The organism is Actinomyces ruminicola, assembly GCF_900103885.1.
GTDB lineage: Bacteria > Actinomycetota > Actinomycetes > Actinomycetales > Actinomycetaceae > Actinomyces > Actinomyces ruminicola.
This window is the reverse complement of record NZ_FNIM01000011.1, coordinates 1-22,871: the sequence shown is the minus strand read 5'-3', so window position 1 is coordinate 22,871 and position 22,871 is coordinate 1. Positions and strand designations below refer to the sequence as shown.

General features: G+C 70.0%; 20 protein-coding genes and 2 pseudogenes. 17 read left to right on the top strand and 5 right to left on the bottom strand.

Translation table 11 applies throughout. The annotated features are described in order from the left end of the window. Positions 1 to 49 precede the first annotated feature (49 nt). The 8 genes from narJ (at position 50) to BLR49_RS09215 (ending at position 9,781) form a co-directional block, all read left to right on the top strand. Positions 50 to 697 carry a nitrate reductase molybdenum cofactor assembly chaperone gene (narJ, locus tag BLR49_RS09250; protein WP_425425767.1) on the top strand — a complete coding sequence of 216 codons (648 nt, stop codon included), beginning with the start codon at positions 50 to 52 and terminating at the stop codon, positions 695 to 697. Then, the gene (gene narI, locus BLR49_RS09245; RefSeq protein WP_092536797.1) at positions 694 to 1,488 is read left to right on the top strand and encodes a respiratory nitrate reductase subunit gamma; all 795 of its coding nucleotides are present in this window, start codon (positions 694 to 696) and stop codon (positions 1,486 to 1,488) included. The genes narJ and narI overlap by 4 nt, the downstream gene beginning before the upstream one ends. Before the next feature lie 141 nt (positions 1,489 to 1,629). After that, positions 1,630 to 2,484 (top strand): molybdate ABC transporter substrate-binding protein, encoded by an 855-nt coding sequence (gene modA, locus BLR49_RS09240; RefSeq protein ID WP_092536794.1) that lies wholly within the window; start codon positions 1,630 to 1,632, stop codon positions 2,482 to 2,484. A gap of 8 nt (positions 2,485 to 2,492) precedes the next feature. Beyond that, positions 2,493 to 4,592: an ATP-binding cassette domain-containing protein gene (locus BLR49_RS09235; protein WP_092536791.1), complete on the top strand. Its 2,100-nt coding sequence runs from the start codon at positions 2,493 to 2,495 to the stop codon at positions 4,590 to 4,592. A 66-nt stretch (positions 4,593 to 4,658) separates the two neighbouring features. Further along, positions 4,659 to 6,266, top strand: a complete 1,608-nt coding sequence (gene arc / locus BLR49_RS09230) for a proteasome ATPase (RefSeq protein ID WP_245690579.1) — start codon at positions 4,659 to 4,661, stop codon at positions 6,264 to 6,266. After that, complete coding sequence (locus BLR49_RS09225; protein ID WP_092536785.1) at positions 6,266 to 8,134, top strand: proteasome accessory factor PafA2 family protein; 1,869 nt, start codon at positions 6,266 to 6,268, stop codon at positions 8,132 to 8,134. The genes arc and BLR49_RS09225 overlap by 1 nt, the downstream gene beginning before the upstream one ends. A 46-nt stretch (positions 8,135 to 8,180) precedes the next feature. Then, positions 8,181 to 8,366 (top strand): ubiquitin-like protein Pup, encoded by a 186-nt coding sequence (locus BLR49_RS09220; RefSeq protein ID WP_092536782.1) that lies wholly within the window; start codon positions 8,181 to 8,183, stop codon positions 8,364 to 8,366. Further along, entirely contained in the window at positions 8,363 to 9,781 is a 1,419-nt protein-coding gene (locus tag BLR49_RS09215) for a proteasome accessory factor PafA2 family protein (RefSeq protein ID WP_092536779.1), read from the top strand. The genes BLR49_RS09220 and BLR49_RS09215 overlap by 4 nt, the downstream gene beginning before the upstream one ends. Here the strand turns inward: BLR49_RS09215 and BLR49_RS09210 are convergent. Then, the gene (locus tag BLR49_RS09210) at positions 9,778 to 10,923 is read right to left on the bottom strand and encodes a FecCD family ABC transporter permease (protein WP_092536776.1); all 1,146 of its coding nucleotides are present in this window, start codon (positions 10,921 to 10,923) and stop codon (positions 9,778 to 9,780) included. The two genes, BLR49_RS09215 and BLR49_RS09210, sit on opposite strands and share 4 nt — an antisense overlap. Then, a complete protein-coding gene (locus BLR49_RS09205; RefSeq protein ID WP_092536773.1) occupies positions 10,920 to 11,936 on the bottom strand; it encodes a FecCD family ABC transporter permease in 1,017 nt (338 codons plus the stop codon). The genes BLR49_RS09210 and BLR49_RS09205 overlap by 4 nt, the downstream gene beginning before the upstream one ends. 24 nt (positions 11,937 to 11,960) lie before the next feature. On the opposite strand from BLR49_RS09205, the gene BLR49_RS09200 reads away from it, so the two are divergent. The 8 genes and pseudogenes from BLR49_RS09200 to BLR49_RS09170 all read left to right on the top strand — a co-directional run bounded on the left by BLR49_RS09200 (position 11,961) and on the right by BLR49_RS09170 (position 18,567). Beyond that, the gene (locus BLR49_RS09200; RefSeq protein ID WP_092536770.1) at positions 11,961 to 13,025 is read left to right on the top strand and encodes an ABC transporter substrate-binding protein; all 1,065 of its coding nucleotides are present in this window, start codon (positions 11,961 to 11,963) and stop codon (positions 13,023 to 13,025) included. 39 nt (positions 13,026 to 13,064) lie between these two features. Beyond that, positions 13,065 to 13,904 (top strand): ABC transporter ATP-binding protein, encoded by an 840-nt coding sequence (locus BLR49_RS09195; protein ID WP_092536939.1) that lies wholly within the window; start codon positions 13,065 to 13,067, stop codon positions 13,902 to 13,904. A gap of 162 nt (positions 13,905 to 14,066) precedes the next feature. After that, a complete protein-coding gene (locus BLR49_RS09190; protein ID WP_092536936.1) occupies positions 14,067 to 15,086 on the top strand; it encodes a zinc-binding dehydrogenase in 1,020 nt (339 codons plus the stop codon). A gap of 4 nt (positions 15,087 to 15,090) precedes the next feature. Next, positions 15,091 to 15,735, top strand: coding sequence for a DapH/DapD/GlmU-related protein (locus BLR49_RS09185; RefSeq protein ID WP_218121340.1), 645 nt, complete (start codon positions 15,091 to 15,093; stop codon positions 15,733 to 15,735). 181 nt (positions 15,736 to 15,916) lie between these two features. Then, positions 15,917 to 16,372, top strand: coding sequence for an N-6 DNA methylase (locus BLR49_RS09180; protein ID WP_092536767.1), 456 nt, complete (start codon positions 15,917 to 15,919; stop codon positions 16,370 to 16,372). 6 nt (positions 16,373 to 16,378) lie between these two features. Next, a pseudogene (locus tag BLR49_RS13995) lies at positions 16,379 to 17,098 on the top strand (IS1595 family transposase); the annotation flags it as partial. A 107-nt stretch (positions 17,099 to 17,205) separates the two neighbouring features. Next, on the top strand, positions 17,206 to 17,508 hold the full coding sequence (locus BLR49_RS13685) for a hypothetical protein (RefSeq protein WP_245690578.1): 303 nt from the start codon (positions 17,206 to 17,208) through the stop codon (positions 17,506 to 17,508). Between the two features lie 39 nt (positions 17,509 to 17,547). Continuing rightward, on the top strand, positions 17,548 to 18,567 hold the full coding sequence (locus tag BLR49_RS09170) for an Eco57I restriction-modification methylase domain-containing protein (protein WP_342706650.1): 1,020 nt from the start codon (positions 17,548 to 17,550) through the stop codon (positions 18,565 to 18,567). A 310-nt stretch (positions 18,568 to 18,877) separates the two neighbouring features. Here BLR49_RS09170 and BLR49_RS09165 read toward each other — a convergent pair. Beyond that, a pseudogene (locus BLR49_RS09165) lies at positions 18,878 to 20,234 on the bottom strand (ISL3 family transposase). Positions 20,235 to 20,348: 114 nt separating this feature from the next. After that, positions 20,349 to 21,434: a sensor histidine kinase gene (locus BLR49_RS09160; RefSeq protein ID WP_143013738.1), complete on the bottom strand. Its 1,086-nt coding sequence runs from the start codon at positions 21,432 to 21,434 to the stop codon at positions 20,349 to 20,351. Positions 21,435 to 21,605: 171 nt separating this feature from the next. Between BLR49_RS09160 and BLR49_RS09155 the strand changes: the two genes are divergently transcribed. After that, a complete protein-coding gene (locus BLR49_RS09155) occupies positions 21,606 to 22,283 on the top strand; it encodes a response regulator transcription factor (protein WP_092536757.1) in 678 nt (225 codons plus the stop codon). Between the two features lie 267 nt (positions 22,284 to 22,550). On the opposite strand, the gene BLR49_RS09150 is transcribed toward BLR49_RS09155, so the two are convergent. Then, positions 22,551 to 22,856: a transposase gene (locus tag BLR49_RS09150; RefSeq protein WP_281241813.1), complete on the bottom strand. Its 306-nt coding sequence runs from the start codon at positions 22,854 to 22,856 to the stop codon at positions 22,551 to 22,553. Between the last annotated feature and the right edge of the window lie 15 nt (positions 22,857 to 22,871).

Here is a 22,871-nt window from a genome sequence, read left to right as displayed (position 1 = left end):
GGCACCGGCCGCGGCGGACATCGACGCCGCCGGGCGGGCGATCGTCCACATGAGCGCCTCGCTGCTGCTGGACTACCCCGCCGAGGGGGTGTTCGCCGAGCGGCTCGATGCCGTCGCCGCGGCGCTGGCGGACGCCCCCGAGCTGCCGCCGGCGGTGTCCGGGCCACTGGAGGAGTTCGTGGCCGAGGCGCGGGCCCGGGGCACGCGCGCCCTGGCCGAGCACTACGTGGAGGTCTTCGACCGGAGGCGGCGCTGCTGCCTGTACCTGAGCTACTACGCCGTCGGCGACACCCGCTACCGGGGTGCCGCCCTGCTTGCCTTCAAGCAGGCGCTGGCGGCCGCAGGCTACGAACTGGATCGCGACGAGTTGCCGGACTACCTGCCGGTGGTGCTGGAGCTCAGCGCCCGCAGCGGTGACGAGGTGGCCGACGTGCTGCTGTCCTCGCACCGGGACGGGCTGGAGGTGCTGCGCCGGGCACTGAGCGACGCCGACTCCCCCTACGCCCGCCTGCTCGACGCCGTCGTCGCCACGCTGCCGGCGGTGGACGCCGCCACCGCCGCGCGGGTGCGCGCCCTGGTGGCGGCAGGCCCGCCCACGGAGACCGTCGGCGTCACCGATGCCCTACCCTTCCCGACCATGCCGCCCGCGCCGCCTGTCGGCCGCCCGTCGTCCTTCATCCCCCAGGAGCAGTCATGAGCACCTTCGAGTCGGCGGTCGTGTGGACCGCCCTGCCCTACGTGTCCTTCATCCTGCTGGTGGTGGGGCTGATATGGCGCTACCGCAACGACCAGTTCGGGTGGACGAGCCGGTCCTCCCAGTGGCACGAGTCGGCGATACTGCGCTGGTCCTCTCCCCTGTTCCACTTCGGGATCCTGCTGGTGGCGCTGGGCCACTTCATGGGCCTGGTGATCCCGAACACCTGGACGCAGGCCGCTGGCATCCCGGAGCACGTCTATCACCTGATGGCGGTTATCCCGGGTTCGATCGCCGGCCTGATGACACTGGTGGGGATGGTGGGCCTGCTCTACCGGCGCCTGGTGGTCAAGTCGGTGCGCCTGGCCACCACCGCCAACGACAAGCTCATGTACGTGCTGCTGGTGGTGCCAGTGTGCCTGGGCGCATGGGCGACGCTCTCCACCCAGGTGCTGGGCGGTGCCGGCGGCGGCTACGACTACCGCGAGACGATCAGCCCCTGGTTCCGGTCGATCTTCGCCCTCAGCCCGGCCCCTGAGCTGATGGCGGATGTGCCCATGGTGTTCAAGCTGCACATCGTGGCGGGGCTGGTTCTGTTCGCGATCTGGCCCTTCACCCGGTTGGTGCACGTGGTCTCCGCGCCGGTGGGCTACGTGACCCGCCCCTATGTGGTCTACCGTTCCCGCGAGGGCGCCACCTCAACGGTGCGGCCCCGGCGCGGCTGGCAACCCGTGCACACCCAGGGCACCGGCAACCAGGGCGCCGACGATCTCGCCCCCTCCCAGGGGGCCTAGCCGCCCTATCGCCGATCTCGGTACGTGATTTCTACCGATCTCGGTACGTGATTTCTACCGATCTCGGCGGGGTCGATCCGGCGCCGTCCATGCGCGGGCCCCGGCCTCATAAGCACCCACGCCCCGAAAGGAACGGCCGCCATGCAGCTCCCCCACCGGACCACGCCCACCCCCGCGCTCGCGCGGCGATCCGCGCTGAGCGCCGCCGCCGTGGTCGCCTCGCTCTGGCTCGCCGCCTGTGGTGGTGCGGCCTCCCCGACCGCCTCCGACGCCGCCGCCACGGGCACCGCCGCCTCCTCCGGGACGGCTGACAGCATCTCCGGGGAGGTGGTGGTGTTCGCCGCCGCCTCGCTCCAGGAGGCCTTCGAGGAGATCGCCGAGGAGTTCCAGCAGGCCAACCCGGACGTCTCCATCACCTTCGACTTCCAGGGCTCGCAGGACCTGGTGTCAGCGCTGTCGGAGGGCGCCGAGGCCGATGTCCTGGCCACCGCCAACAACTCCACCATGGACGACGCCGCCTCCCGGTCCCTGCTCGCCGAGCAGACCGAGTTCGCCACCAATGTGCTCACCCTCATCGTCCCGGTCGGCAACCCCGCCGGCGTCACCGGCATCGACGACGGCTCCCTGGACGGCGCGGACCTGGTCGTCTGCGCCGCCGAGGCGCCCTGCGGCGAGGCCACCCGGACGCTCGCCGAGCAGCTCGGCGTCACCCTCAGCCCGGTATCCGAGGAGCAGAAGGTCACCGACGTGCGCGGCAAGGTGGAGTCCGGGGAGGCCGACGCCGGCATCGTCTACGCCACCGACGCCGCCGACGCGGGCGACGCCGTCGAAACCATTCCCCTGCCCGACAACGACGTCGTCAACCACTATCCGATCGCGCTCACCCGGGACACCGTGAACCCCGGTGCCGCCCGGGCCTTCGTCGACCTGGTCCTGTCCGACGCCGGGCAGGCGATCCTGGCCGAGCACGGATTCGGCGCCCCCACCGGCCGGTGAGCCGGCCAATGCCCGACGCCGACGCCGCCCGCGGCCCCCGGGGCTCCCGCGCCGCCCGCACCCGCCTACCGGTCTCCGTGGTGCTCCTGGCGGTGATCGGCGCCTGCGCCACCATCCTGCCCTCCGTCGGCCTGGGCACCCGGGTGGCCTGGACGCGGCTGCCCGCCCTGCTCGCCTCCGAGCAGGCTCGCCTGGCGCTGGGCCTGTCGCTGCGCACCTGCCTGCTGGCGACCGCCATCTCGGTGGTGCTGGGGGTGCCGCTGGCCATTGTGCTGGCCCACGAGTGGCCGGGGGTGCGCGTGGCCCGGGTGCTGGCGGTGCTGCCGATGGCCATGCCGCCGGTGGTGGCCGGCACCGCGCTGCTGGCCACGCTGGGCAAGCGCGGACTGCTCGGCCCGCTCCTGGAGCGAGTCGGCATCCAGGTGTCCTTCACCACCGCGGCCGTGGTGATCGCCCAGGTATTCGTCTCCATGCCCTACCTGGTGGTCACCCTGGAGGCGGCGCTGCGCTCGCGCGACACTCGTCCCGAGACGATCGCCCGCACGCTCGGCGCCGGCCCGGCGACGTTGCTGGCCCGCATCACCCTGCCCCTGGCCGCACCGGCCCTGGCGCGCGGGGCGGCCCTGGCGCTGGGCCGCAGCCTGGGCGAGTTCGGCGCCACCATCGCCTTCGCCGGCTCGCGCGCGGGCGTCACCCGCACCGTGCCGCTGGCGGTCTACCTGGAGCGGGAGCACGACACCCCCACCGCCCTCGCGCTGGCGGTGGTGCTGATCGCGGCCTCGTTCCTGGTGGTCGGCGCCACGGGCGTGCGCTGGGACCTGCTGGTCCGCCGCCTGCGCGCTCGCCCGAGCGGGTCGACGGCGCCCGGTCCCGCCGGCTCCTCCGCCCACACCGTGTCCGCTCCCGACGACGACCCCGCCGGGCCGCTCCCGCCGCTCCCCGGCGCGCCCTCCCCCCGCGGGAGGGCCGTGCACCTGTGCTTCACCGCCTCCGGGCGGGACGTCGCCGTCGACCTGCGCATCCCGGCGGGCCGCACCCTGGCCCTGATCGGCCCCAACGGCTCGGGCAAGTCGACCGTGTGCGCCGTTATCGCCGGCCTGCTGGACGCCGTCGGCGGCGAGGTGCGCCTGGGCGAGCGGGTGGTGGACGGCCCGGCCGGCTTCGTGCCCGCCGGGCAGCGCGAGGTGGCCCTGCTGGCGCAGGCGCCGGGCGTGTTCGCCCACATGTCGGTGCTGGACAACGTCGCCTTCGGGCCGCGCTGCCGGGGCGCCTCCCGTGCCGCCGCGCGGCAGCTGGCCCGGGCCGAGCTGGCCGCAGTAGGTGCCGCGCACTTGGCCGAACGCCGTGGGGAGGAGCTGTCGGGCGGGCAGGCGGCCAGGGTGGCCCTGGCCCGGGCCCTGGCCACTCGGCCCGCGGTGCTGGTGCTGGATGAGCCGACCGCCGCCGTCGACGTCGCCGCCCGCCAGGAGCTGCGCACCCTGGTGGCCCGCCGCGCCGCCCATGACGGCCTGACGGTGCTGCTGGTCACTCACGACGTGGCGGAGGTGGCCGCCCTGGCCGACGACGTGGCCGTCCTGGACCGGGGGCGGGTGGTGGAGACGGGGCCGGCCGCCCGGGTGCTGGCAGCGCCGACGAGCACCTTCACCGCCAGGCTGACCGGGACGACGCTGCTGCGCGGCACGCTCGCCGGCAGCCCGGACCGGCCGCGGCTGCGGCTGGAGGGGGGCGCCGAGGTGGTGGCCGCGCCGCTGGAGAACGCCGTCGAGCGGGCGGGCTTTCAGCCTGGCCGGTCGGCATCGGCGCTGCTGCCGCCAGAGGCGGTTGCTGTCTATGCCCGCCGGCCCACAGACGAGATCAGCCGCATACCCGGGGGAAGCCCCCGCAATGCCCTTACCGCCACGGTGCGCGAGGTCGGCGGCAACGGCGGCCTGGTGACGGTGGTGCTGGAGCTGGGTGACGGGCAGTCGCTGCGGGCCCTGCTGACGGCGGCGGCGGTCGCCGAACTGGGGCTGCGCCCGGGCCTGCCGGTGGTGGCGGTGATCAAGGCTGCCCAGGTGCGCATCACGCCTCGCGGAAGTGTGGTGCGGAACACTCCGGCGACACGATAGTATTTCTAGTACAGATGTCCCATTCCGACGGCGCCGGGGCATCAAGATCGTGCGAAGGAGCTGGCTGTGGACGACTCACCCACCCCAACCAACCACGCCGCATCGCCGCTACCGGCACAATCCGACTGCGCCCGACCCACCGCCTCGACGGTCGAGCCGGGACTCGTCGAACGCAAGAATCGCAGTCTGGCCAAGGCTCTGCGCGCCGCCCGCGCAGAGCTGGCTGCCGCACACGCCGAGGTCGAGCGCCTGAGTGCTCCGGCCCTGACCTACGCCACCCTGCTACGTGTCGCCGACCCCCTCCAGCGCACTCTCGACGTCTCCCAATCCGGGCGCCGCATGCGGGTGCGGGCCTCTGCCGCCCTGCCGCTGGGTGGCCTGGAGCCCGGCACGAGCATGCTGCTCAACGCCAACCTCGACGCCGTGTCCACGGCCCCGACCGCCGACATCGGCGAACTGGTGGGACTGGAGCAGCGTCTTGACGACAGCCACGTCTTGGTGAGCGCGCGCAGCGAGGACGTGCGCGTCCTGCGACTGCCCCCGGCGCTGGCCCGTGAGCGCCTGCGCCCAGGCGACAGCCTCATGGCAGACCTCAAGGAGGGCTTCGTCCTGTCGGTGGTGCCGCGCCGCGAGGTGGAGGACCTGCTGCTGGAGAGCACCCCGGACACCCCCTGGGAGGCTATCGGCGGCCTGGACGCCACCATCAAACGCATCCGCGACACCATCGAGCTGCCGATGACCCACCCCGAACTCTTTGCCGAGCACCGACTGCGGCCCCCGCGCGGTCTGCTGCTCTACGGGCCGCCGGGGGTGGGCAAGACCATGATCGCCAAGGCGGTAGCCACCTCCTTGGCGGAGGTTACGGGCCGGCGCACCCACTTCTTGAGCATCAAGGGACCCCAGTTGCTGGACAAGTACGTCGGGGAGACCGAGCGCCGCGTCCGCCTCATCTTCACTCGGGCCCGGGACAAGGCTGACCGGGGCGTGCCGGTGGTCGTCTTCTTCGATGAGATGGAGTCGCTGTTCCGCACCCGCGGCACGGGGGTGTCCTCGGACGTGGAGACCACCGTGGTCCCACAGCTGCTGGCGGAGATCGACGGCGTGGAGGAGATGCGCAACGTCGTGGTCATCGGCGCCTCCAACCGCGAGGACATGATCGATCCCGCGATCCTGCGGCCGGGACGCCTGGACGTGCGAGTGCGTGTCGACCGACCCGGCCCGGGGGCCTGCCGCGAGATCCTCTCGCGCTACCTCACCGCAGACCTGCCCCTGGCCCCGGGGGAACTCGACGCCGCGGGCTCGCCGGAGGCGGCGGTGTCCGCCATGAGTGAGGCGCTGCTGACCTCCCTGTTCACCCGCGACGAGTCCACCGCCGTTCTGCGGGTGCACCGCCGCTCGGGGGCCGTGGAGACCTGGCACCTGGCGGACCTGATCTCCGGGGCCATGATCTCCTCAGTGGTCGAGCGCGCCAAGGCCGCCGCCATCCAGGAGGCGCTGGCGGGCAGGCCGGGGCTGCGCACCGAGCACCTGCTGGAGGCGGTGCGCGCAGAAGTGGTCGAGACCGCGGACCTGCCCGGCGCCTCCGACCCCGAGGAGTGGGCGCGCGTGGTCGGCAGGGGCCGGCGCACCGACCCAGTTGTCGCCCTGATCCCGGCAGGGGGAGGGGAGTCCTGATGATCACCGTGCGACGCATCATGGGCGTCGAGACCGAGTACGCCCTCATAGACCGTGACGACCCCGAGGCCGACCCCGAGGCGCTGGCCTCGCAACTGCTCTACGCCTACGCCCGCGCTGCCGCCGTCGAGGGCGTCCCCTCGACGTTGCACGTGCCGGCCGAGGGCTCGCGCGACCTGGAACGGGGGGCAGGCTGTCGCTTCGACTACTCCGGGGAGCTGCCCACCCGTGACGCCCGCGACGGGCGCGACCACGACCTGGTCCGAGAGGCCCGCACCGACTTGGAGGCGGGGGCGGTGCTTACAGGGACTCCGGTCCGCTGGATCCAGAGGGTGGACCGCTTCGGCCAGCACTACTACCGGGGCTCGGCCACGCACGCCGCCAACGGCGCCCGCCTGTACGTCGACCACTCCCATCCCGAGTACGCCGCACCGGAGGCCTACGGCCCCCTGGAAGCCGTGCGTTATGACCGCGCCGGGGACCGGCTCATGCACCGCGCGGAGCAGGCGCTGTCGGCCCGCCGCCCCGGCCGTATCCAGGTCATCAAGAACAACACCGACGGCCACGGCTCGGCCTGGGGGGCACACGAGTCCTACGCGGTGGACCGGAGGGTGCCCTGGGAGCTGCTGAACGATCTGCTGGTGCCCTTCCTTGTCAGCCGCTCGGTGCTGTGCGGCTCGGGGCGGGTGGGCATAGGTCCGGCGAGCGAGGAGCCCGGTTTCCAGGTGCTGGCCCGCGCCGACTTCGTGGAGCAGGAGGTCTCGCTGTACACCACCCGTGAGCGTCCCATTGTCAACACGCGTGACGAGCCCCATGCCGATGCCTCCCGCTGGCGCCGCCTGCACGTCATCACCGCCGACTCCTCGAGCCTGGCGGTCAGCGCCCTACTGCGTCTGGGATCGACGGCGGCCCTGTTGTCGCTGGTCGAGAACTTCCCCGAGCGGGCCCGGGCGCTGGCAGACCGTCTGGCCATGGCCGACCCGGTGGCGGCGATCAGGGCCTTCTCCCACGATCTCACCCTGCGGGTGCGCTGCCCTTTGGCCGCGGGCGGGGAGGCCAGCGCCCTGGAGATGCAGCGGGCCTTCCTCCAGGAGGTGCGCGAGGCGGCGGCACAGGACACCGGTGCTCCGGTGGTGGGTACCTCGGTGCGTGAAGCGGCCCGGGCGGAGGAGGAGACCGCATTGGTGCTCAGCCTGTGGGCCGAGGCCCTCGATGTCCTGGATGCCGGCCCCGAGCACGCCGCCCAACTGGTGGAGTGGTGCGCCAAGCTGACGCTGCTGGAGCGGCTGCGCTCGCGCTACGGCTGCGACTGGGACGATGCCCGGCTGCGGGCCGCCGACCTCCAGTTCAGCGTGGTCGATCCGAGCACTTCTCTGGCCACCCGCCTGGAGCGGGCGGGCTCGGCACGCATCGTCCTGGAAGAGGCCGAGGTCGAGGCCGCGGTGACGACAGCGCCAGCGGACACCCGGGCCGGCGGGCGGGCGGCGCTGCTAAGACTCTTCCCCGACCAGGTCTGGGCGGCCAGCTGGACCTCGGTGCTGGTGGACATCGGAGCCCGCCACCTGCTGCGGGTCACCCTGTCCGATCCCGGCAGCCCGACGGCAACGCAGGTCGAGCAGGCGGCACGCAGGGCCCGTGAGCGCATGTCCCGACCCGAGACCGGCGCCGCAGCCGACTCCGGACCCGACACCGTCGCCCGCTGCGGGGCGAGCGCCGGACTCGTGGCGCCCGACCCAAGGTCCCAGGAAGACGCCGTGCTCGTAGCGACGCTTGAGCTCCTCGGCCTGGTAGCTCCTCCCGAACCGGAGATCTACGGCTGGGATGAGGGCTTCTACGCCGAGGACCGGGAGCGCCCACCGGCTCGGTGAGCGCCGCTGACCACCATGCACAACCAGGCAAGACAAGGAGGAACCCATGTCAGAACGCATCCACGCTCAGATCTCCCACAACGATTCCGAGCCCGAACCCGAGGTCTCACCCGCGGCCCCGCCGGCCGTCCAGGCCCTGGGCCTGGACGAGGTGCTTGACGGCATCGACGAGGTCCTGGAGGTGAACGCCCTTACCTTTGTGCAGAGCTTTCGCCAGCAGGGTGGGCAGTGAGCGCCCCTGCGGGGCGCCTGCACCGGGTCGTCGGCATCGAGACCGAGTACGGGGTCACCAGCTCCTACCTGGGTGCCGAGACCCGCGAGGGCATGCCGCTGAGCGTGGAGGAGGCGGTGCGGGAGGTCTTCCGCGGTGCCGATTCCGCGCCCAGCGGCACGCACCGCTTCACCGCCTCCGGTGCCCGCCTGTACCTTGACATCGGCCTGCATCCGGAGTTCGCGGGCCCCGAATGCCTGTGGGTCAGCGACGTCGTCGCCCAGGACCTGGCCGGGGACTCCCGGCTGTACTCGATGGCGCAGGCCGCCAACGAGCGCCTGGCCTCGCACGGCGCACGCGTGCACGTCCTCAAGTCCAACACCGACGGGTGGGGGGCGACCTTCGGCTGCCACGAGAACTACCAGGTCGAGCGCGACGCTCGTCTGCCGCTGGGCGGGCTCATCGGTCTGCTGGCGGCACGCCAGGTACTGGCGGGGGCCGGCGCGTTGCCCGGCCCGGATCAGGATCCCGGCGCCATGGGCCCGATCGGCCCCCTGCGCTACTCAGCCCGCGCCGAGCACATCCGCGCGGCGACCTCCGAGGACCCCACTCACGAGCGCGCCTTCATCAACACTCGCGACGAGCCGCACGCCGACGCCGGTCGGTGGCGCCGCCTGCACGTGGTGGCTGGGGACTCGGCCATCAGCCCATGGACGACGGCACTGAAGGTCGTGCTCCTAGACGCCGCTCTGACTGCGGCCGAGCGAGGGCTGTGGGACCTGGCCGAATGTGAGTTGGTCGACCCGGCCACCGCGGCCCAGGCCTGGAACCTCGACCCGCTCATGCCCTGCGACCGCCCCGTGCGGGGTTCGGTCACCTGCCCGCAGCTGCTGGAGACCGCTCTGAGCCGCCTTGGGGAGTTCGAGCAGGAGGGCGATCTCCTGAGGAAGCGGGTCATGGATCTGGCGCGACGCGGGACGCGTGCGCTGCGCACGGGTGACGCCTCAACAGTGTCCACCGAGCTGGACTGGGCCATCAAGCACACGGTGTTGGCGCGGGTGGCAGAGCGCGCCCCACGGGGTTGGGCCGATCCTCGGGTGCGTCGGGCCGAGTTGGCCTACCACGACCTGTCCCCCACCACGGGTCTGCGCGAGCCGCTGACGGCGGCAGGCCTCATGACCCCGCTCGTGGAGCCGGAGGCGGTGGAGGCGGCGTTCGAACGCGCCCCTCACGGCACCCGGGCCGCTCTGCGGGGGCGGGTGGTGGAGGCCTGCAACCGCACCCGGCGCCACGCCTCCATCGGCTGGGCGCATGTGCGCCTAGACTCCCCGCCCAGCCCGCAGATCGACCTGCTCGACCCCCAGGCGACCGAGAGCCCGCAGGTGGAGGCGCTGTTGGAACGCATTGAGGCCCTCGGCCCCCGCAGCCTCGACTAGCGTACGGTCCGGCGCAGCCCCAGCATCCACATGAGGTACAGCCCGCCGCAGGCCGCGGCCAGCAGCCCGACCGGGATCTGGAAAGGTGCCAGCAGCCGCTGTGCCAGCAGGTCGGCGACCACCAGCAGGGCGGCGCCCATGGCGGCGGACACGCCGAGCGTCAGTCCCGCCGTCCGCGCCAGCCGCTGCGCCAGCTGCGGTGCGGCCAGCGCCAGGAAGCCGATGGGCCCGGCCACGGACACACAGACGGCTGCGAGCACCACCCCGTAGCCGACCATGGCGGCGCGCAGCCGCCCCACGCCCAGTCCGAGGGAGGCGGCGGCGTCGTCGCCCATCTCCAGGACGGCGGCCGGGCGGCCGAGCCAGATAGCGAACGGGAGCAGCACGACGGCGGCCACCGCCAGGGGACGCACCTGCGCCCAGGTGATGGCGTTCAGGGAGCCGTACTGCCAGGCGCGGGCCACCTCGGCCTGCTGGATGGTGGCGCGCGAGAGCAGGTAGTCGTTGACCGCGGACAGCGTCTGGGACAGGGCGACGCCCGCGAGCACCAGATTCTCGCCGGCGCCCCCGCGGCGCATGGCCACCACGACCACGACGGCGGCGGTCACGAAGCCGCCCACGGTGGTGCCCAGGGCGATGGTGGCGGTGGAGGAGGCCGCGGACACGAGGATGACCAGCAGGCCGCCCGTGGTGGCGCCGGTGGTGAAGCCGACGATGTCGGGGCTGCCCAGCGGGTTGCGCGACAGGCTCTGGAAGAGGGCGCCGGAGACGGCCAGCATGGCGCCGATCAGGACGGCGGCGACCACGCGGGGCAGCCGCTGCCCCAGCACGATGAAGCGGTCGACCCGGTCGCCCTCCCCGGCCAGCACCCGCAGGGCGTCCGCGACGGACAGCTCGTAGGCGCCGGTCAGCAATGTGTAGACGCCCACGGCCGCCGCGATCGCCACAAGTGCTGCCGCCACGGCCAGGGCCCGACGGCGCGCCAGCAGGCTGCGACCGCCGCCCGGGTGCAGCAGCAGGTTCCCGGCGGGCGGGCCGACGGCGGACCGGGGATTGGAGCAGTCGGAGCCGACGCCGTCGGGCGCTGCCGCCGTCTCCTCCGGAGTCCCGCGAGCGGCGCTGCGACACCAGTTCTGCCTCATCGACGTCCCTCCCCACGCCGCAGCACCATGCCCAGTAGCACGGGGCCGCCGATGAAGGCGGTGACCACGCCCGCCTCCATCTCGTCGGGACGGATCAGGACGCGTCCCACGATGTCCGCGGTCAGTAGCAGGATCGGCCCGGCCACCAGGGAGGCGGTCAGGAGCCGCCGCTGGTCGGCGCCCAGCACCAGCCGCAGCACGTGGGGCACCACCAGCCCCACGAAGGAGATGGGGCCGACCGCCGCCGTCGCCGCCCCGCACAACAGGGTGATGGCGAGCAGGGCGAGCGCCCGGGCCCGCCCCAGCCGGGCACCCAGCGCGGTGGCCTGCTCCTCCCCCAGGGCCAGGACGTTGAGGGTGTGCCCGGAGGCGAGGGCGAGGGCGAGCCCCGCTGCGAGGAACGGGGCCACCCAGGCCAGCAGGGCGGCGTCGCGTCCCTCGAGGGCGCCCACCACCCAGAAGCGGTAGGAGTCGAAGGCGCTGGTGTCGTACATGGTTATGGTGCCGGTGATGGCGTTCAGGCTGGCGCCCAGGGCGATGCCGGCCAGCACCAGCCGGGTCGGGCCCACCTCGGCGGACCGGCGGGCCATGAGCTGGACCAGGGCGGCCGCGAGCGCCGCGCCGGCGAAGGCGAACCAGAGGTGGCCGGACACGGCGGTGATGCCGCCCAGCCAGACGGACAGCACCACCGCCAGGGAGGCGCCGGCATTCACGCCCAGAATGCCGGGATCGGCCAGCGGGTTGCGGGTGAGCGCCTGCATGACCACCCCGGCCACGGCCAGGGCTGCGCCGGTGACGACGGCCAGCGCGGTGCGGGGCAGGCGCAGCCGCCAGACGATGAGGGAGGCGACCGTGTCGTCGTGGGCGCGCAGCCCGTCCCAGGCCTCCGCCAGCCCCAGCGGCCGGGAACCGACGGCGAGGCTGAGCAGACACAGTGCGACGAGTACGCCGATGCCGCCGCACAGCGCCCCCGTGTCCAGGGCGAGGGGACGGAGGCCACTTGCACGGAACATAGTTCTTTAGGATAGCCTCACCGTATGAGCTCTCTGTTCTCGCGCCGCACCGCCCTGGGCGTGCTCGGCGCCGCCGTCGCCGTCCCCGTCCTCGCCGCCTGCTCCGGCTCCACGACCTCCACCGCGACCGGCTCGGCGTCGGCAGACGCCTCCACCGCAGCCGGAGAGGCGGCCAGTGCCACCGCGGCGGACGCCACCGTGCCCACCGCAATCCCCGACGGCATGGGCTCCGGTCAGGGCGACGACGTGTTCCCCCGCACCGTCACCCACTTCCTGGGGGACACCACCATCGAGGCCGCGCCCGAACGGGTCTTGATCATCTCCACCGGCCAGCTGGACGCCGCCCTGACGCTCGGCATCGTCCCGGTCGGCGCCACCTCCGGCGACGGTGCCGGCACCGTCCCCGACTACCTGCCTACCGCCTTCCCCGACGACGCCGACGCCCTGGCGGCGATCACCGACGTGGGCTCGCGCACCGAGCCGAGCGTGGAGGCGATCGCAAATCTCTCTCCCGACCTGATCCTGATGAATATCGCGGGCAAGGACGCCGAGTCCCTGTACGGCTCGCTGAGCGAGATCGCCCCGACCGTGGCCACGCAGGGCACCGGCCAGTACTGGAAGCAGGACTTCCTGCTGCTGGCGGACGCCCTGGGCAAGCCGGAGACGGCCCAGGCATGGCTGGAGGCCTTCCACGCCGACGCCGCCTCCGCCGGTGAGGGCATCGCCGATGACGTGACCGTGTCCCTGCTGCGCAAGAACGGCGACCGCACCCGCATCTTCGGGGCCGTCTCCTTCGCCGGCTCGGTGCTGGCCGACATGGGCGTGGCCCGCCCGGGTACCCAGACCTTCACCGACGACACCTCCATCGACATCTCCGAGGAGCAGCTCGACCAGGCCGACGCCGACTGGATCCTGTTCGGCGTGCAGGGCGGGGATGAGACGGAGCTGACCGGCATGTCGCTGTGGCCGACGCTGTCGGCGGTGCAGGCCGGTCAGGCCGTGCAGGTGGAGGACGACCCCTTCTATCTCAATGCTGGCCCGACGGCGGCCCGCTTCGTCCTGGACACCGTCACCCAGACGGTGAAGTGAGCGCCGCTCACGAGCAGTAGCGCGAACGCTGTGCAGACCATGGCCGAGACCGCCCCGGGCCGCAGCGAGTTGCGGGCCCGGGGCGTGTCCCTGTCCTACCACCCCGAGCATCCGGTCATCGACGAACTGACCGTGCGCGTCGAGCCGGGCGCGGTGACCATGATTGTGGGGCCGAATGCCTGTGGGAAGTCCACGCTGCTGCGGGCCCTCAGCCGGGTGCTCGCTCCCACCGCCGGGCAGGTGCTGCTCGACGGCGAGGACATTGCGAGCCTGCGGCCGAAGTCCTTCGCCCGCAGGGTGGGTATGCTGGCCCAGTCGTCGATCGCGCCGGCGGGCATCACCGTGCACGAGCTGGTGGCCCGCGGCCGCTACCCCCACCAGTCGCTGCTGCACCAGTGGTCCGAGCAGGACGACGAGGCGGTCACTCAGGCGATGGAGCGCACGCATGTGGCCGACCTGGCCCGCAGGCGGGTGGCCTCCCTGTCGGGCGGGCAGCGGCAGCGGGTGTGGATCGCCATGGCGCTGGCCCAGCGCACCGACGTGCTGCTGCTGGACGAGCCCACCACCTACCTGGACCTGGCCCACCAGGTGGACGTGCTGGAGCTGTGCCGGGAGCTGAACGCCGAGCTCGGCACCACGATCGTGGCGGTGCTGCACGACCTGAATCAGGCGTGCCGCTACGCCGACCGGATCATCGCCATGCGCTCGGGCCGCATTATGGCCAACGGCGCCCCGCGGGAGGTGATCACCCCGGTGCTGGTGCAGGAGGTGTTCGGCCTGGAAGTGCACGTGGCCCCGGACCCGCTCACCGGCACGCCGCTGGTGCTGCCGCTGCCGCGCGGGTGCGACCCCGACAGGGGCGAGCCTGCCGCAGGCTGACGCCAAGAACCACCCGGCGTGTTGCCAGGCCCTGGCAATACCTGGCGGACCGGAGCCCGGCGGCCTTAGTCTGGACGGTGACGAACAACCGGCGTGGGCTGTTCGCCCCGCATCATCCCGAATCTAGGAGTATTCGTGACTGCCACTGCCCTGCCCGAGACCATGCGCGCCGTCGTCATGCGCGGCCCCGGCGACGTCGTCGTCGAGGACGTGGAGGTGCCCCGCGTCGTCAAGCCGACCGACGTCGTCATCAAGCTGGCCGCCGCCTGCATCTGCGGCTCCGACCTGTGGCCCTACCGCGGCCTGGAGCCGGTGGAGAACCGGCCCATGGGGCACGAGTACGTGGGCACCATCGTGGAGGCCGGCGACGAGGTCGAGACCCTCAAGGTCGGCGACTTCGTCATCGGCTCCTTCATGCTGTCCGATGGCACCTGCGAGATCTGCCAGGCCGGCTACCCGTCCCGCTGCGCCAATGCCGGCCACTACACCGGCTCCCAGGCGCAGTACATGCGCGTGGAGTTGGCCGACGGCTCGCTGGTGGCCGTTCCCGGCGGAATGCCGGACGACCCCGACCGCATCGCCGACTACCTGGCCGCCTCCGACGTGCTGGGCACCGGCTGGTTCGCCGCGGTGGCCGCCGAGGCCGGCCCGGGCAAGACCATCGCCGTGGTCGGCGACGGCGCGGTGGGCCTGTCCGCCGTGCTGGCCGCCAAGACGCTCGGCGCCGAGAGGGTCATCGCCTTCTCCCGGCACGAGGACCGTGCCGCCCTGGCCCGCGAGTACGGCGCCGACGTCGTCATCGCCGAGCGCGGCGAGGAGGGCGCCGCCAAGGTCAAGGAGCTGACCGGCGGCTACGGCGCCCACGGCGTGGTCGAGGCGGTCGGCAACCAGGTCTCCATGGACCAGGCCATCGCCTCCTGCCGTCCCGGCGGCTATGTGGGCTTCGTGGGCGTGAGCCACGACCAGCAGATAGAAGGTATTGGTCTGTTCTTCTCCCAGGTGCACCTGCACGGCGGCCCGGCCCCGGTGCGCCGTTTCCTGCCCGACCTGATCAAGCGCATCCAGGCCGACGAGATCCACCCCGGCAGGGTCTTCACCACCCGCATCCCACTCGACGCCGCCGCCGAGGGCTACAAGGCCATGGACGAGCGCCGCGAGATCAAGGTCCTGCTCGAGGTCTGAGCCGATGGCATCCGCGGCTCAACCGCCGGACGCGGCGCCGTCGTCGGGCATGCAGCCCGGCGGCGCCGTCCTCGGCCCGCAGGATCTTGTGGCCCACACGGCCGCGGGACTGCCGATCACGTCTGACTCGCCGCTGGAGGGCGTGGCCGGCCGGACGATGCAGGAGGCCCTGCGGGTGACGGCCGAGCTCAACGGGCCCTACCACTCCCCCACCGAGGTTCAGGAGCTCTTCGCGCACCTGACCGGCACGCCGGTGAACCGGACGCTGGGCCTGGTGCCCCCGTTCCACACGGACTTTGGCCGCAACATACGTATCGGCCGCAATGTCTTCATCAACGCCGGCTGCTGCTTCCAGGACCAGGGCGGCATCACCGTCGGCGACCGGGTGCTGATCGGCCATCGCGTGGTGCTGGCTACCCTCAACCACGCCGAGCCCGTGGCCGAGCGCGGCACGCTGCTGCCCGCCCCCATCAGCATCGGCGACGACGTGTGGATCGGGGCGGGCGCCGTCGTCTGCCCGGGAGTGAGTATCGGGGCCGGTGCGATCGTGGCCGCCGGGGCGGTGGTCACCCGGGATGTGCCCACGGGCGCTGTGGTGGGCGGCGTGCCCGCCCGGGTGCTGCGCGAGGTGAAGATGGCGCAGGGCTAGCGGCGGCGTCTCCCGACGCTGCCTGCACCCGCTCATCCGAGAACAGGTCCTTGCCGACGCGGAGACACTCTATGCCGCAGCCTGACCTGCCCGACTTGGCCCAGCGTCTGGACGCAGTTCTCCGCACCGACGATTACTAGTCAGCAAGTTCGCGTCACAGTGGACCGGTACGCTGGTTGGCATGAACCTTTTGGAGCGTGCCGCTGCTCGCCGCCAGGTAACGCTGGGGAGCCTTGACTTGGCCAACCAGGCGGAGCTGGGGCAGTTCTTCACGCCCACAGCCGTCGCACGGATCATGGCAGACCTGGTGCATCTGCCTGCGTCGGGAACGCTACGGGTATTGGATCCCGGGGCAGGCTCGGGCATGCTGTCCGCCGCCGTGGTGGATCGTGTGCGGCGAGAACGTCCAGATGTTCAGGTGTCGGTGACGGCCGTGGAGTTGGACCAACGGCTTTGGCCTGTGCTCGCTGATACTCTTGCCGACTGTGCTGCCGAGTCGGGAGTACGCACGTCGTTGGTCAAGAGCGACTTCGTGCAGTGGGCACTGCACACGGACGAACGCTTCGACGTAGTGATCCAGAACCCGCCGTATCACAAGAAAGGCGTATCCATCTTGGTGCCAGTGGGGGGTGGGTAGAGTCGGGTGGTGAGAGTGCCCCCGCGCTGTTGGAGCAGCCGGGGGCGTGGACGACACCATGAGGGGGTGGTCGTCGTGGGTGACGATACCCGTGCCGGGCTCGCAGAGGGGTTGGTGGCGGGCGTGGACTACCCGCGCGACTTGGCGGAGTTCAGGGCCTGGTTCTCTACTGATGGGGCGTGCCGCGATTACCTGGCCTGGCTGCGTTGGCCAGATGGGTTCCGGTGCCCTCATTGCGCTGGTCGCGGCGCTACCGGCCCGATCGGGGGTATCTGGCGTTGCACGGGCTGTCGCAGAAGGGTCAGCGTCACCTCCTGCACGCTCCTGGACAAGACCCGCCTGCCGCCCACGGTGTGGTTGGAGATAGCTTGGCAGATGACCTCCGGTAAGGACGGCATCAGCGCTGCTCATCTTCAGCGGGTACTGCCGATCGGTTCGTACCAGACGGCCTGGGCCGCCCTGGCCAGGCTCCGATCGGCGATGGGCCAGGATGGCGCGCCCTTGTCGGGGCGGGTGGAGGTCGACGAGACCTACGTCGGCGGCCCAAGGCCCGGCAGCGCGGGCCGCGGCGCTGCCGGCAAGGTGCTCGTGGCGGGCGCTATCGAGACCGGCTCTTACAGGTGGGGAAGGGCTCGCCTACGCGTCGTTCCCGATGCCTCCAAGGAGTCACTGGGCTCGTTCCTGTCCTGGGCGGTGGCCCCCGGCTCCACCGTGGTCACGGACGCCTGGGCGTCCTACCCGCCGTTGATGGGCCCCTACACCCACGAGATCAGGAGCGTGCGCGCGTCGGGGCGCCCCGACGCGCGCACGAGGAGCTGCCTGCCGTCCACCGCTTGTTCGCGCTTATGGACCACTTCCTGGCCGGCGCCTACCGCGGCTCAGCGTCCAGGGAGCACCTGGACTCCTACCTGGACGAGTTCGTCTTCCGCTTCAACCGCCGCAGCTCCCACCACCGAGGGCTGGTCTTCCTCAGACTGCTCCAGCGGGCCGTGAGCGCCCCACCCACGCGCTACCAGGACCTCACCGCAGCCGCGAGGCCGGGCAATCCCACCGCCGCAGGCCGCACCGGCCCCCGCTCACGCCCCGGCACCCTCGAAGGCACCATCACCAACTACCCCTGGCACCAGCACCACTAACCAACCCACTGGCACCAAGATGGATACGCCTTTCACAAGATCCGTGCCCGCTCGGCGCTGGACGCTGACCTGCGCAGCGCGGGCATAGCGGTACCGAACATCTACGCCGGCTTCATGGCACTCGGCACACTCCTGGTTGATACCGGGGGGCAGCAGGTGTCCATCACGCCGCGCTCATGGATGAATGGCACCTACTTCAGCCACTTCCGTCGCACTCTGCTGGCATCGTTTGGAATCGACGCTATCCACACCTTCCAGTCGCGTTCCGAGGTATTCGACGACCTGGGAGTACTTCAGGAGACAATCATCGTGTCTGCCATCAACGGTCCACAGCCGGACATGATTCGTCTCTCCTCATCCGTGGATCACCATGACACGCCCGTGACGCGACAGGTATCGGCGGCCCAGGTAGTCACGAATGACTTCGTGTTCGTCCCCGCATCCTCACAGGATGCCGAGGCGGTCAAGTGGATGGACTGCGCCAGATACACGCTTGCCGACCTCGGCATGACGGTTTCAACCGGACGCGTGGTGGATTTCCGGTCCCGTGAATACCTGGCCCACGAGCCGTCCGACGGTGCCGTACCGATGGTGTACCCGGCCAATATCACCCGGCAGCGAGTGGTGCATCCCCGCGATAGCGTAAGGAAACCGCAGTGGGTCCGTGCGACCGAACCGATGCGCACCAAGTTCCTGGTCCCGGCAGGAACATATGTTCTAGTCAAACGCTTCTCCGCGAAGGAGGAGAAGCGACGCTTGGTCGCCGCTGTGTGGTCCGACGACGGCAGGCAGCCAGCATTCGACAACAAGTTGAACTACATCCACTGCGCTGGGCACGGGCTGGACCCGGAGGTTGCTGCCGGCTTAGCGGTCTGGCTGAACTCGAAACCGGTTGACGACTACTTCCGGGTCTTCTCCGGACACACCCAGGTCAACGCCGGTGATCTGCGGCAGATGCGGTTCCCCAGCCTGGACCAGCTGCGTCGGCTCGGTCAAGGCTCACACATTCACACTGAGAACAACCCGTGCGGTCACCTACCGCAGAGACCGATACGTTGACCAGCAATAACGGGACAGAAATTGATATTGGACGGCGCTACGAAAACAGCAGCCTCAGCATCACCGACAAACCGCTGACTAAAACCTTCTACACCACTAACCGACAGCGAACATACGAGAGCAGCACTGACGAACAGAGCAGGAACGCGGACGCACGAAGACATGAACAACCTTCCTTTGGTTTGGACGCTCAAGTCCATCATGCGTCGCGACACCTCACAACATCCATACCACATAGATCCACATTCGCACGCAACTTCCGTAGCATCTGCCTCCAACGGAAGGAGTAAGTTTTACAGGCTCTTCGCGTTTAGGGGTGTAGTAGCTGGTTGCGGAAGCCGCCGGCGTGGATGAGGCTGCGTACGGTGTAGTTGGTCAGGTTGCGGAAGCCGAGGGCGATGCCGCGTAGGTGCTCCAGGCGGCCGTTGACTGCTTCGGTGGGCCCGTTGGAGGTGCCAGGGTGATTGAAGTAGGCCAGGATGTCATCGCGCCGCTGGGCCAGGGTCTTGCCCAGCGACTTCAGCTCTTCCAGGGCCTCAGGCACGCCGGCTTTGAGAGTCTCCATTACCTTCTCCATCCGGGTCTTGCCCTGGGCGGGGTTGCTGGCGCGGTAGGCGGCCACGATCTTCTGATACACAGCCCAGGCGGCCTCTACCGGCGTGTTCTGGGGGTCGGCGAACAGCTGTTCGAGACGCTCCCAGCCCCTGTCGCCCACCGGCCCCGCCCCGGTCCGCAGCAGGCGCCTGGCCTTGTACAGGGGGTCATCCTTACGCCCCCGTCCCCCGGTGGTCTCGCGCTGGGTGCGGCGGCGGCACTCATCCAGCTTGTCCCCCGCCAGGGCAACCACGCGGGTAGGGGTCCATCACCTCCGCCGCATCGGGTAGGGCCTCGGCAGCGGCGGTCTTAAAACCGGTGAAACCGTCCATCGCCACCACCTCGATCCGGCCGCGCCAAGCCTCATCACGTTCCTGGAGCCACTGCTTGAGCACCTGCTTGGACCTGCCCTCGACCATGTCCAGCAGCCGGGAGGAGCCCGACCGGTCGCGCACCGGGGTCAGGTCAATAATGACGGTGACATACCGGTCGCCCTTGCGGGTGTGCCGCCAGATATGCTCGTCCACCCCGATAACCTCCACACCCTCCAGACGGCCGGGGGCCTTCAGGAGCGTGTTCTTGGCGCGCTCCAGGACGGCGTCGCCCTCAGTGTGCCAGGACACCCCCAGAGCTGCCGCCACGCGCGAGACGGACATGAACTCCACTCCGACGGCCCGCATCGCCCACTGCTCGGCTGCCAGGGTCAACCGGGCCCGCTTGACGGCGGCACGAGACGCGTCCTGCCTCCACACCCTCCCACAGCCCTGGCACCGCCACCGGCGCAGCCGCACCAGCAGGTGCGTGGGCCGCCAGCCCAACGGCACGTGCGCCAGGTGCCTGGACACGGTCCCCACCGGATCGCCCTGGGCCCCGCAGACCCGGCAGAACGCGTCCTCCTCCAAGGCTTCCAGGCGGCACTCCACCAGCGCCTGCTCAGGGGTGATCCGCTGGCCGGTGGCGGTCAGTCCCAGGCCGTCCAGGCCCAGGAAACCAGCAAGATCAGGGACAGTGAAGGCAGTACTCGGCCATGTCGAGGTCTCCGTGATCGGTGGTGTTAAGCGACTCCCAATCATCGGGGACCTCGACCCACACCCACCCCTGCGACACGCGCACCCGCGACCACCCCACCACACCCCCAAACGCGAAGCGCCGTTTTACACCGGGCAGGTGATTGATGACTCCAACTCCTACGCGTTCTGCCACGCACCTCGCACAGGTACAGTAAAAGTCACCGCCCAGCGCCCTCCACCCTGGTTAGTGACAAGCTCTCCACCCAGAGTCTCTACCCGTCGGCGGGCACCCTCCAGACCGATTCCCGACGAGAGCACGACATCCTTCGAGGAGTTCACATCAACGGGGTTCGTTACCATACATTCGAGTGCATTGCCATTGATCTCAACCGCTATTCGGACTCGACCATCGACGGATGTATATTTAGTAGCGTTATCAATAAGCTCGTTGATCACACGCAGCAACAGGTGCTGCGTACCCGGAGTGAGAACTCCCTCGCTCTCGAACAGTTCTGTCCCTTCAACCTCCAACGAAGCTCCACGTGCCTCTAGCACGCGCCGCGCATCCGCGAGCACTGATGTAATAGGCCGCGGCGATGTGACAGACGAAAGCAGCACAGCGTCATCATTGTCCACCGTGGCCATATCCTGCAGGCTGCGCCGTAGCTGGCCCACAGCCGTGCGCACGGGTTCGATCACAGCATCAAGTCCACGCACAAGACCATCGTCTTCTGGGTGAGCGAATTTCAATTGCTCGGCAGTCATTACCGCGTAGGTGAGGTCACGCGCTACCGTATCATGTAGCTCGGAGGCAACAAGCCGACGCTGCCGTACCAGCGCCCGACGCCTGTCACGAGCGTTTTCTCTGGCGCGGTCGCGCTGACGGCGCAATAATTCCCCCAGCACCACACAGGGAATCCCAACAAGCACTATCCAAATAAACCCATTAACCCATTGCCCTTGACGTGCCGCGGCCCAAACCACTGGAACAGCAACCAGATACGCGAAGCAATAAACTAACCACCTGGGACAACCGCGAGCGATCAATACGCTAATGACACTCCATACCGCCAGAGTTGCAACGATACCGGTGTCATGCTCAACAGATGAAGCAGCCCACGTCGCCACGATGCCCAGCAACAAGCCGGCTACCGGCATCACAGAGAACACAGGAAGCGCAACGCAGGCGAGCACCGTCAGCCCAACCGCAACCGGCTCGCGAGGAAGCTCCGTGAAGAAGTAGGCGAAGACAAAGAGGAACACCGCCACGCCTAGGTGCAGCAGGTGCGTCCGGCGCGTTGGCCGCCACAGGCCCGGCTCCTCCTGCGTGGCCAGGAGGAATGAGTGCAACGAGGCGAGGGACGAACGTAGCGAAGAGAACACAGACACGGTGACAGCTCCCGACGGGGACGGGTTCGCGCCTAAGCTTAGGCCATGCCTACCCCTGACGCACTCCCAACAGAGGGAACCAGCGACGCCCCCATCCGGGTGGTCGTGGTGGACAACGACGTGTACGTCCTGCACGCACTACGTGCCTACTTGGAGAGCGCGCCCCATATCGAGCTGTTGCGCACATTCGAGTCCGCCACGGATGCGCTTCGCTTTCTGCGCGGCAGGCGCGTCGATGTTGTGCTCACCGATGTACGGATGCCCGGGATGGACGGGCTTGAGCTGCTGTCGCGCATCAAGCAGGAGTCTCCTGAGATTGCCGTGGTGTTCCTCACAGGCTTCGACGATGACACCGCCATGCTGACTGCGTTGACTCAGCACGCCAACGGCTTCCTGTACAAGACCGATGAGCCGAATGAAGTTGTCCGTGCCATCGTGGCCGCGCACCAAGGCGGCACCAGCATCTCCCCGGACGCTGCCTCCAGGCTAGTCGCCGACCACCTGCGCCCGGTGCAGCGAAGGCGGGCTCCCGACAGTGTCACCCCGGCCGAGCAGAATGTCCTGGAACTGCTGTGTGAGGGCATGTCCAACGCGGAGGTTGCAAACCAGTTGTTCATCGCGGAGAGCACTGTTAAACGCCACGTTTCCAGTCTGATGCGCAAGTACGGCGTTGACTCACGCCTGCGGCTCGTAATTGAAGCCACCAAGGCTCAACATCCGTAGCCTGAGACCGTCACCACCTGGCATGCCTTCCCAGTCGGAGGGTCCCGGAGCCGTACCACGTGTTGCCTCCGGCCGCCCGGTCCTGGCACAGCAGTTCACTGCCCTGCGCGGGACAACCGATCGGCGAGGCCAAGGCCAGCAACTTGTTTTCCACCCGGGAGGCCGACGTACCGCGTGCGATCAGTATGGCCGCGGCCGCAGCGACTTGTGGAGCGGCAAAGGAGGTGCCGCATACATACCAGTAGTAGCGGCACGTTTTAGGGCGTGTTATGTAAGTCGTTTGAGCCAGTGGTCGATGCTGGCGATGTGGGTGGTGGCTTGGTAGCGGACGGCGAGTTTGTCGTATCTGGTGGCGAGACCGCGGTGCTGTTTGAGCTGGCCGAAGCATCGCTCCACCGCGTTGCGGTCCTTATAGGCGATCGGGTCGAAGGCGGGAGGGCGCCCGCCACGGGATCCCTTGGCGCGGCGGTGGGCGGCCTGGTCTGCCTTGATGGGGATGGTGGCCTTGATGTGGTGGTTGCGCAGCCAGGCCCGGTTAGCACGGGATGAGTAGGCCTTGTCGGCCAGCACCATCTGCGGCCTGGTGCG